Origin of the sequence: Paenibacillus barengoltzii G22 (assembly GCF_000403375.2) — a bacterium.
Classification (GTDB): domain Bacteria; phylum Bacillota; class Bacilli; order Paenibacillales; family Paenibacillaceae; genus Fontibacillus; species Fontibacillus barengoltzii.
In genome coordinates this window covers 1,767,998-1,778,658 of record NZ_KE159652.1, presented here as the reverse complement: position 1 = coordinate 1,778,658, position 10,661 = coordinate 1,767,998, and the positions used below count along the sequence as shown (strand labels likewise).

At 48.9% G+C, this 10,661-nt stretch carries 11 protein-coding genes; 9 read left to right on the top strand and 2 right to left on the bottom strand.

The window, feature by feature from the left end; translation table 11 throughout:
• A partial coding sequence (locus tag C812_RS21830; RefSeq protein WP_016312222.1) for a helix-turn-helix domain-containing protein occupies positions 1-182 on the bottom strand: 182 nt, incomplete at its 3' end.
• 468 nt (positions 183-650) lie between these two features.
• Here C812_RS21830 and C812_RS08295 point away from each other — a divergent pair.
• The 6 genes from C812_RS08295 to C812_RS08270 all read left to right on the top strand — a co-directional run bounded on the left by C812_RS08295 (position 651) and on the right by C812_RS08270 (position 6,884).
• Complete coding sequence (locus C812_RS08295; protein WP_016312220.1) at positions 651-1,502, top strand: AraC family transcriptional regulator; 852 nt, start codon at positions 651-653, stop codon at positions 1,500-1,502.
• 81 nt (positions 1,503-1,583) lie between these two features.
• Positions 1,584-2,573, top strand: a complete 990-nt coding sequence (gene mgrA / locus C812_RS08290) for an L-glyceraldehyde 3-phosphate reductase (RefSeq protein WP_016312219.1) — start codon at positions 1,584-1,586, stop codon at positions 2,571-2,573.
• A gap of 175 nt (positions 2,574-2,748) precedes the next feature.
• Complete coding sequence (locus C812_RS08285) at positions 2,749-4,305, top strand: ABC-F family ATP-binding cassette domain-containing protein (RefSeq protein ID WP_016312218.1); 1,557 nt, start codon at positions 2,749-2,751, stop codon at positions 4,303-4,305.
• 71 nt (positions 4,306-4,376) lie between these two features.
• Positions 4,377-4,793: a VOC family protein gene (locus C812_RS08280; protein WP_016312217.1), complete on the top strand. Its 417-nt coding sequence runs from the start codon at positions 4,377-4,379 to the stop codon at positions 4,791-4,793.
• Between the two features lie 154 nt (positions 4,794-4,947).
• Positions 4,948-5,670 (top strand): YebC/PmpR family DNA-binding transcriptional regulator, encoded by a 723-nt coding sequence (locus C812_RS08275; protein WP_009223249.1) that lies wholly within the window; start codon positions 4,948-4,950, stop codon positions 5,668-5,670.
• 161 nt (positions 5,671-5,831) lie between these two features.
• Positions 5,832-6,884 (top strand): UDP-N-acetylmuramate dehydrogenase, encoded by a 1,053-nt coding sequence (locus tag C812_RS08270; protein WP_016312216.1) that lies wholly within the window; start codon positions 5,832-5,834, stop codon positions 6,882-6,884.
• 67 nt (positions 6,885-6,951) lie between these two features.
• On the opposite strand, the gene C812_RS08265 is transcribed toward C812_RS08270, so the two are convergent.
• Positions 6,952-7,743 carry an IclR family transcriptional regulator gene (locus tag C812_RS08265; RefSeq protein WP_016312215.1) on the bottom strand — a complete coding sequence of 264 codons (792 nt, stop codon included), beginning with the start codon at positions 7,741-7,743 and terminating at the stop codon, positions 6,952-6,954.
• A 300-nt stretch (positions 7,744-8,043) separates the two neighbouring features.
• Here C812_RS08265 and pxpB point away from each other — a divergent pair, with 300 nt between their 5' ends.
• The 3 genes from pxpB to C812_RS08250 all read left to right on the top strand — a co-directional run bounded on the left by pxpB (position 8,044) and on the right by C812_RS08250 (position 10,660).
• On the top strand, positions 8,044-8,799 hold the full coding sequence (gene pxpB / locus C812_RS08260) for a 5-oxoprolinase subunit PxpB (protein WP_016312214.1): 756 nt from the start codon (positions 8,044-8,046) through the stop codon (positions 8,797-8,799).
• Entirely contained in the window at positions 8,796-9,815 is a 1,020-nt protein-coding gene (locus C812_RS08255) for a 5-oxoprolinase subunit C family protein (RefSeq protein WP_016312213.1), read from the top strand. The genes pxpB and C812_RS08255 overlap by 4 nt, the downstream gene beginning before the upstream one ends.
• Before the next feature lie 68 nt (positions 9,816-9,883).
• Complete coding sequence (locus C812_RS08250; protein ID WP_016312212.1) at positions 9,884-10,660, top strand: ABC transporter ATP-binding protein; 777 nt, start codon at positions 9,884-9,886, stop codon at positions 10,658-10,660.
• The last annotated feature ends 1 nt before the right edge of the window (position 10,661 follow it).

The following is a 10,661-nucleotide window of genomic DNA, read 5'->3' as shown; positions in this document are numbered from 1 at the left end:
TCTTGAAGGTGTTGGTCTGGCAGTGATGTATCCACATCTGTAATCTGATCTCGGTATGCTCGAATCCAGGTTCGAATGGTTTCTGGGTGCAGGTCATACGACCGGGCAAGCACCCCCACCTTAATCCCGGACAGAGCTTCTCTTACTACCTTTAAACGAAATTCATCTTTGGCTTTTCCCATAACTGAATCCTCTCCCTTATTTCCATTGTAAATCCTTGTAGGGGAGGACTCCAGTTTATTTAGGGGGCCTTAGGGAAAGTGCAGTTATTTTTCGCAATAATGGGGCAAATCGGGCATTTCAGCGAAAAAAGCCTGCACTTTTGCAGTTATTTCAGGAAAAACAGCGATTCCAGCTCAAAATAACTGTATTTTTGCAGGAATCGCGTATGGGTGCAGGTGAGATATGGAGGATCACAGTTGATTGAGTGGTACTTTTGCACGTGGCAGCATGAAATGGTCGTGAACTCAGTCATAAGCGAGTGAGCGACTACAAAAAGCAACGTAATAAATGTTATGTTAACCATAAGACAAATTCTCTCCCACACGCTATCTGCTCAAACCCACCATCTACTAGGATCAACGATGATATAATCAATTTAACTAAAGGAGTTTATCCGAAATTGAAGGGTCCAGATAGGGGATGCAATGATGCGAGCCATTTTTCATTATAATCCAGATCGGCCGTTTCGCGAGGCGCCGGACTTGTATTTGTGTTATTGGGGAAAAGAACGATGTGTTCCGCTTCATTCGTTTGGCCCGGGTGTGCGGGATATCTACAAAATTCACTTTATCCATTCAGGACGAGGGATAGTGAAAGTGGAGGGAGAGACCTTCGAGTTGACCGGCGGACAAGCTTTTCTCGCTTATCCCGAGCGGATTATCTTCTATCAAGCAGACGAGGTTGACCCTTGGACGTACTCTTGGATCGGCTTCAGCGGGGAACAGGTGTCGGAGATTTTGAGCCGTACCCGGTTGACGCCGGCTTCCCCCGTGTTTCCCATGGATACGCAATTGATGCCGCAACTCTATGATCGACTTAATGAAGCAGAGGAATCGACGACGCGCGATTTGCGCTTGCAAACGTTGCTATATGAGTTCATGACCTTGCTGGTGGAGCTTGTCCCTGCATCAGGGGATGTAAGTTCCCCAAGAACGAAAGCGAAGGATGCGTATATTCACCGTTGCCTTGATTTTCTGCACAGCCATTATAGTGAGGAACTAAGCATCGGCCAACTGGCTGCCTTCGTGGGGCTGGATCGGAAATACTTAACGTCTTTGTTTAAGCGGTCGATAGGAATGCCGCCGCAGCAGTACTTGCTCAAGTACCGAATGGAGAAAGCCTGCGTCCTGCTGCGCAACGGCCATTATTCGATCGCGGAAGTAGCGCGTTCTGTGGGTTACCAAGACGCCTTGTTATTCTCCAAAATGTTCAAAAAAACAGTAGGCACCTCGCCCTCCGATTACCGTGAACTTGGGCGAAAATCAGACATTATGCCATAGAGATCATCCATGCTGATATAGGTAAGTTGCTCCTCGTGGATTATATTGAACACATATAGACTGAAGGAGGGACAAGCATTTATGTATCAAGCAGCGGATAACCGATATGAAACAATGACATATCACCGTTCGGGACGGAGCGGATTGAAGCTTCCAGCCATTTCCCTGGGCCTATGGCACAATTTTGGGGGGATCGATGTACTGGAAAATGGACGCGCCATGTTGTGCAGAGCTTTTGATCTTGGAATCACCCATTTCGATTTAGCGAACAACTATGGACCGCCGCCAGGCTCGGCCGAGGAGACGTTCGGACGGGTACTGCGTGAGGATCTGCGTCCATATCGCGATGAGCTGATCATCTCGACTAAAGCGGGATATTACATGTGGCCAGGGCCATATGGGGAATGGGGATCCAAAAAATATCTGGTCTCCAGCCTCGATCAAAGCTTAAAGCGGATGGGGCTGGAGTATGTGGATATTTTCTATCACCATCGTCCAGATCCCGACACGCCGTTGGAAGAAACGATGTCTGCGCTTGATCTGATTGTACGACAAGGGAAAGCACTGTATGTGGGGTTGTCCAACTATCGTCCGGAAGAGACGCGCGAAGCGTCCCGAATCTTAAAACAACTTGGTACCCCGGCGGTAATTCACCAGCCAAACTACTCCATGATGAATCGCTGGATCGAAGAGGGGTTACTGGATGTCTTGGAGGAAGAGGGCATAGGCTCAATCGTGTTTTCCCCGCTTGAGAAAGGTATCCTGACCGACCGATACCTAAACGGAATCGCACCGGATTCCCGGGCCGCCGGCCCTAGCGTGTTCCTTCGTCCAGAGGACGTAAACGAAGAGCGGATTGCCAAAATCAAGCGGCTGAACGAACTGGCTGCCGCTAGAGGGCAGAAGCTATCGCAAATGGCTTTGGCCTGGGTGCTGCGTGACGGCAGAGTGACATCCGCTCTGATCGGCGCTAGCAAAGTCAGCCAAATCGAGGATGCCGTAGGCGCATTGGCGAATCGGACATTTACGCAAGAGGAGCTCCGTAAGATCGACGAAATCTTAGGTTTTTAAATTATGACACAAGGCGTCGCCCGAGGAATATTCGGGACGGCGCTTTTTTCTACTAAATTTCCCCGCCGTATTGAGCTTTGCCCCGTTTAACCAGTATAATAGGTCGAGTGTACCCTTTGTGGATCTTACGAAGGTTTATAACTAATAATTCATATAGAAAAGGTGTTAAATTTCCATGAGTATTTTAAATGTTGAACGACTGAGCCACGGATTTGGGGACCGGGCGATTTTTAACGATGTATCCTTCCGCTTGCTGAAAGGCGAGCATGTCGGCTTAGTCGGGGCCAACGGTGAAGGAAAATCGACGTTCATGAACATCATTACGGGCAAGCTGCAGCCGGACGAAGGCAAAATTGAGTGGGCCAGACGCACGCGCGTAGGCTACCTCGATCAGCATGCCGTATTGGAGAAAGGGATGACGATCCGTGACGTGCTGCGCGGAGCGTTTCAATATCTGTTCGATCTGGAACAGGAAATGAACGACATGTACGCCAGAATGGGGGAGGTATCGCCGGAAGAGCTGGAGCAGCTGCTGGAGGACGTAGGTACGATCCAAGACACGCTCACGAATCAAGATTTCTATCTTATCGATGCCAAGATTGAGGAAACGGCTCGGGGCTTGGGCTTGACAGATATCGGGCTCGAAAGAGATGTTCACGACCTCAGCGGAGGTCAGCGGACGAAGGTTTTGCTCGCTAAGCTCCTGCTGGAGAAACCAGACATTCTGCTATTGGACGAACCTACCAACTATTTGGACGAGCAACATATTGAATGGTTGAAACGGTATTTGCAAGAGTACGAGAACGCGTTTATCCTCATTTCGCACGATATTCCGTTCCTGAACAGCGTGATTAATCTGATTTATCATATGGAAAATCAAGAGCTAAACCGTTACGTCGGTGATTATGATAACTTCTTGCAGGTGTATGAAGCGAAAAAACAACAGTTAGAGTCCGCCTACAAACGTCAGCAACAGGAAATTGCCGATCTCAAAGATTTCGTAGCCCGCAACAAAGCCAGCGTAGCGACGCGAAACATGGCGATGTCTCGTCAGAAGAAGCTGGACAAGATGGAAATTATCGAGCTGGCGAAGGAAAAACCGAAACCGCAGTTTAACTTCAAGGATGCTCGGACATCAGGCAAGTTAATTTTTGAAACGAAGGATCTGGTCATTGGTTACGACTCGCCTTTATCGAAGCCGCTGAATTTAAGAATGGAACGCGGGCAAAAAATCGCCCTCGTCGGCGCCAACGGGATCGGGAAAACCACGCTGCTTCGCAGCATCCTGGGACAAATCCCGGCGATCTCTGGTTCGGTGCATCTCGGGGACTTGCTGGAAATCGGCTACTTTGAGCAAGAGATGAAGGATGCCAATTACAATACGTGCATTGAAGAAATCTGGAACGAGTTCCCGTCGTTCACGCAGTTTGAGGTGCGTGCGGCTCTGGCGAAATGCGGACTGACAACGAAACATATCGAAAGCAAAATTGCAGTTCTAAGCGGAGGCGAGAAGGCTAAGGTGCGCCTGTGCAAGCTGATTAACCGGGAAACGAACCTGCTCGTATTGGACGAACCAACGAACCATTTGGACGTGGATGCGAAAGATGAGCTGAAGCGTGCGTTGAAAGCTTACAAAGGCAGCATTCTGTTAATCTCCCACGAACCGGAATTTTATCGTGATGTCGTTACGGAGACGTGGAATTGTGAATCTTGGACCACCAAGATGATCTAATCAAGTCGTAATCTAGCATTTAAGGGTTGCCTCAGGTATAATTGGTTTAAATTTGAAAACGAGGTGATCCGATGGCAGTTAGCTTGAGTAATATTTTCGTAAACCTTCCTGTAAAAGACTTGCAGAGATCGATGAAATTCTTTCAATCGATCGGCTTTGAGTTTAATCCGCAATTTACCGATGAGAAGGCGGCTTGTTTGGTGATTGGTCCGAATATTTTCGCCATGCTGCTGACGGAGGAGTACTTCAAGTCGTTTACGAAGAAAGAAATCCCGGATACCTCGGGTCATTCGGAGGTCATCGTTGCCTTGTCGGCCGAGAGCCGTAATCAAGTGGACGAAATCGTGAACAAGGCGCTCGCCTCGGGCGGGAAGCCCTACAGCGATCCAGTTGACCACGGATTTATGTATACTTGGAGCTTCCAGGATCCGGACAGCCATCTATGGGAAATCGTATTTATGGATCCGAGCGCTGTGCCATCGGAATAAAGAAGGATTATTCCATGCCCTATGTGAATTACATAGGGCATTTTTGCAATCTTAAGTGCTAATATCATGGTCAACTAAACCTACAGCATTCATTGCCGCCAACTAAGTTGTTGGTTATAATAGTTGGGTAGATTATTAAGAAAGTGGGAAGAGTATGGGCCGCAAATGGAATAATATTAAAGAGAAAAAGGCTTCGAAAGACGCGAACACTAGTCGAATCTACGCGAAGTTCGGCGTTGAGATTTATGTAGCTGCCAAGAAGGGCGAGCCGGATCCGGAATCGAACCGTGCCTTGAAGGTCGTTCTTGAACGGGCGAAAACGTACAATGTGCCGAAGGCGATCATTGACCGGGCTCTCGATAAAGCGAAAGGCGCTACGGATGAAGTATATCAAGAGTTGCGTTATGAAGGCTTCGGCCCTAACGGCGCGATGGTCATTGTAGATACATTAACGAATAACGTAAACCGTACCGCACCGGAAGTACGCTCCGCATTTAATAAGAATGGCGGAAACATGGGCGTAAGCGGATCGGTATCTTATATGTTTGACGAAACAGCCGTCATCGGGATGGAAGGCAAATCGATTGATGAAGTGTTTGAAATCCTGATGGAAGCCGATCTTGAGGTGCGGGATATCATCGAAGAGGACGAGTCGGTGATCGTATATGCCGAACCCGATCAATTCCATGCCGTTCAAGAAGCGCTCAAGAACTCCGGGGTTACGGAGTTTACGGTAGCGGAACTGACGATGCTGCCTCAAAACTACGTTACTCTACCGAGTAAAGAAGTGGAAGCGCAGTTCGAGAAGTTGATCGATGCGTTGGAGGATCTGGAGGACGTACAGCAGGTTTATCACAACGTGGAATTTTCGGATTAAGCCCTCAGACGAGGCGATAAACAACGGGCTGATAAGAAGGACTCTTCTTTCAGCCCGTTTTTGATTGTTTGCGTAATACTTTAAACGATTCATTGACACTGAAATCGCCCAACGACATAATATACATTACTGTTTAGGAAGCAGGTAGGAAGGGGCTTTATATGACAAGCTGGAATTTGGCTGGACTGCGAACACATCAGGCGTTGTCCCGTTATTCGACTTACGAAATCGGGGGAGAGGCCCGTTTTGTGGGAACGCCTCATTCAGTAGAACAATTGCAAGAGTTGCTGGAATTGGCTTATCGTCGCGGCATATCACCGGTTTTTTTTGGCGGAGGATCCAATCTGCTGTTTCCCGATCAGCCGGATCCCGATGCACTGTTTCTGACCACTCGAGAAATGGTTGAGGTGAAGCTTGAAGGAGATCGGCTATACGTCTCGGCAGGGGTGCCGATGTCGATGTTGGCTGTGATCGGATATGGCCTGGGGATTGCTGATTTTGATTTTACCTTTTTGCTGCCGGGAACGGTGGGCGGTGGAATTTATATGAATGCTAAATATTTTGACCGTCATATCAGCGATACGTTGGTCAAGGTGCATTATATCGATTTGCAACAGCCGGGTACCGTTCAAACCATCAGCCGCGAGGAATGCGAATTTGGGTATAAACAGTCGGTGTTCCAGCATAATCGAACGCGCTGGTTCATCGTTGGCGCTGAGTTTAAGCTCAGTTCTATCGCTCAAGCTGCCGATTTGACAGCGATCCCGGAGCTGGTTGCACTTCAGGAAGGAAAGCTTCCGTCTCACCAATTACCGGAGTTTGCATCGCATTTCATCACATGGCTGAAGACGAAGGAAGGGTTAGGGGGGCAAGATGCTGCGTTGGCCCCGATGCGAAAGATCATTGAGGACCGAGTAGGGAAGATGCATTTCTCGTATCCTTCCTGTGGATCGGTGTTCAAAAACAACTATTCCGTTGGCGAGCCGATTGGGAAACTGGCGGATCGTCTTAACTTAAAAGGGGTTCAGCGTGGCAATGCACGGATTTCACCTGTTCACGGCAATGTCATTCAAAATGTGGGCGGGGCGACCGCGGCCGATGTGATCGAACTCATTCGTCACGTACAGGATGCCTTTGATCGGAATTACGGTTTTGTTCCCGAACCTGAAGTCGTGATCGTCGAAGGTCAGGCCACCCTACTTCAACAAGAATAACGTTTCATTACCTTAAAGCCCGTCTCGGCAGTCGCCGGGACGGGCTTGTTCTTGTTGGAAAGATAGGTTATTGCCATACCGCAATCGGTATGGACTGGGTATAACCTAATTTACGAGAAATTTCGTTAGCCGCTTGCTGGACTTCCTTAACCAGTTCTGGGATACGCTCTTCCTCAAACTGGACCTCCAATCCAGCAGCGCTGAGTGCAGCAATAATTTGCCCCGTATGATCAAAGATCGGAGCGCTTAACTCAGCCGTGTAGTTCTCCAATTCAGAACGGCTAAAGCTGTATCCTTCCTGACGGGAACGCTCCAGAATCTGACGCAGCAACGCTTTGTCAGTGATTGTACCGGAGGCGATCCGTAGCAGTTCTGTGGCTTCGAGGTACTCCTCACGCTCTTCCTCCGGCATAAAAGCTAAGATGATGCGAGACGAAGCGCCGGCATACAACGGGGCTTTGCGACCAATTTTGGTGAATAGCCTTACGGGGTGATCTGTATCCAATTTCTCAATATAAATGCTTTCGTCTCCATCACGCAGCACGAGATGAATGGCTTCCTGAATTTCGTCACGTAACTGCTGCATGACCGGCAGGGCAATATGGCGGATATCTAATCGTTCGGCAACCAGGTTGCCGTATTGAAGAAAGAGTAGACCTAGCGAATAAAAACCTTCTGTATCTTTTTTCAAGAATCCCATTTCCTCCAATGATCCGATCATGCGCAGGACCGAAGTTTTAGGAATCCCCGATAACTTGGCCATCTCACTGATATTCAGCTTGGCGTGGGTCAGGAATAACTGAAGCAGATCCATGGACCTGACCACGGTTTTGTTCTTGTGTTTGGTGTTCTTTTGCACGGTATGCCTCCTGCATGGCCTCTAATTCGTTCTGTATTAGTATACAACGAATGGAAGATTGTTGAAAACCAAAAACGCTTACGGAAAATAATGCTTGATTTTTAACCAATTCCGACTATAATGATCGTATATATTGGACATTCGATTTTCGGAAGATCTGATCCGAATTACGGAACAAAATTCAGTTAACGCCTTAGCGGAAAAAATCTTGATTTTTATGGAATTATAACTAACAATGATTTTAAACAGAAAATTCGTAATTCGGTATTATAAGTCCGAAATTCGGATGGGAGGATGGACATGAATTTTTCTCCGTCACCTGCTGAGTTTCCCATTATCACTCCACTCGGAGATTCGGCGTTAATTGTGACATTAGGTGATTCAATTCAAACAAGCACACATTTAAAGGTAAGGCAGTTGGCGGAACATTTGGAGCATCACCCTTTTCCTTGGATGATCGAGACCGTTCCGGCTTTTACGTCGGTGACCATATATTATGACCTCATGAAGCTCTTGGAGGAAGCCGAGAAGCATGAGGATCGAGTTCGCAGACTGACCCCATACCAGTTCGCTGCCGAGCTCGTGACCAAGTTGATTCACACACTGCATGACGTTAAAGCATCACCAGCAAGAATCGTTGAAATTCCTGTTTGCTACGGAGGGGAGTGGGGGCCGGATTTAGAAACGGTAGCCTCGCGCAACGGTCTAACCCCTCAAGAAGTGATCAACATTCATACATCTGCAGATTATCTGGTTTATATGCTTGGTTTCGCTCCTGGCTTCGCCTATTTAGGAGGAATGTCTAAACTCATTGCCACCCCGCGTCGGGAAACACCTCGTTTGTCCATACCGGCCGGTACCGTGGGCATTGCCGGAGATCAGACGGGAGTTTATCCGATTGACACACCTGGCGGCTGGCAATTAATCGGTAAGACTCCGATCGAATTGTTTAAACCTCAGCAAATGCCGCCAACTTTGCTGCAGGCGGGAGATATCGTCCGCTTCTACTCGATCACCCGTGAACAATTTGAAGCATGGGAGGAGTTGGAACGATGAGTCTCTTGATCGAAAAACCCGGGTTGCTAACTACGGTTCAGGATTTGGGAAGGTTTGGTGTTCAGAAGTATGGCGTGATCGTTGGCGGTGCGATGGATCCCTTCGCTTTACGCATTGCGAACTTACTGGTTGGGAATGCGGAAGGGGAGGCCGGGCTGGAAATTACGCTGCTAGGTCCCGTCATCCACTTTGAGCAGACGACGCTGATCTCACTTTGTGGAGGTGATTTATCCCCTAAGCTGAATGGAGTACCCGTTCCGTTATGGAGGACCGTCCTGGCGCCTAAGGGAAGCACGCTGACCTTCGGTCCGGCGAAATTAGGCTGTCGCGCATATTTGGCAGTAGGGGGCGGCATCGATGTTCCGATTCAGATGAACAGCCGTTCGACTTATTTACGAGCAGGCATCGGCGGTTATGAAGGTCGGGCGCTTGCAGCCGGCGACCGATTAACGCTCGGGGAGATCAGTCCCCTTGGCTCTCATTTTCTTGGTTTACTCGCCAGAGAGGCAAGCAAGGATAGCGGCGCGGTCAGCCGATGGGCGGTCTTTCCGCAAATGCTGCCGAAATATGCCGCTAATCCAACTGTGCAGCTGATTCCAGGGGAAGAATACGAATTGTTCCAAGAATCCAGCCGTCACGATTTATGGCAAGAGGAATTTGCGGTTTTGCCGCAGTCCGACCGGATGGGTTACCGTTTCAAAGGCCGGGAGTTAAAGCTGGAGCAGTCGAAAGAGATGATCTCCTCGGCCGTGACAATGGGAACTGTACAGGTACCACCTGACGGGAACCCGATTATTTTGATGGCGGATCGCCAAACAACCGGAGGATATCCGAAAATTGCGCAAGTCGCGAGTGTAGATTTGCCGTTGCTTGCACAGGCCAGCTTAGGGGCTCGGGTGCGATTCCGCAAGATCACCTTGGAAGAGGCCCAGCAGCAAATGATCGAGCGGGAACTCTCGATTCAAACGCTGCGAGAGGGGCTGCATCAGCTGGAGATATCGGGGCGCAAATTCTGATCAGGGACTTGGACCGGCATGCATAATCAGACAGCATGAATGGAAAATTCAGTATGGAGGAATTTATTATGGAGAACAATAGCCATCCAAAACTCGAAATTCGGGATTTGCGTGTAGAGTACGACTCCAAGGGCCAACGCACCGTTGCTTTGGAGAACGTTCAGCTTAAGGTGGAAGACGGCGAATTCGTATCGGTTGTAGGTCCGAGCGGCTGTGGAAAATCAACCTTGCTGAAAGTAGTGTCTGGGTTGCTGAAGCCGGCTGGCGGCCATGCCTTTTTGGACGGTCAAGAAATCCAGGGTGTGCCTAGCCAGGTTGGAATGGTGTTCCAAAACGATGCGTTGCTCCCGTGGAAAAGCGTCATCGACAACGTTCGCTTACCGTTAGAAATCAAAGGGATTGCGAAAGACAAGCAAGTGGAAGAAGCTAACCGACTTCTCAAAATGGTTGGACTTGATGGCTTCGGCAGTTACCATCCGAAGGAGCTATCGGGCGGAATGCGTAAACGGGTAGCTCTGGCACGGACCTTCGCTTACGACCCCGAAATCTATTTGATGGACGAGCCGTTTGGACCACTCGATGCGCAGACCCGGGTGAAAATTGGGGAAGAATTCCTACAGCTGTGGGAGAACGTCGGAAAAAGCGTGCTCTTTATCACTCATGATATCGAAGAGGCGATTGCACTGTCTGATCGGGTGATCGTGATGACCTCCAGGCCCGGGCGAATCAAAGCAGAGTTTAAAGTGAATTTGCAACGACCGCGTCCATTTTACGAGATCCGATTTGATCCCGAGTTCAAAGAGCTGCAGAAAGAAATCTGGGCCCAAATGTCTGACGGGGAATAGA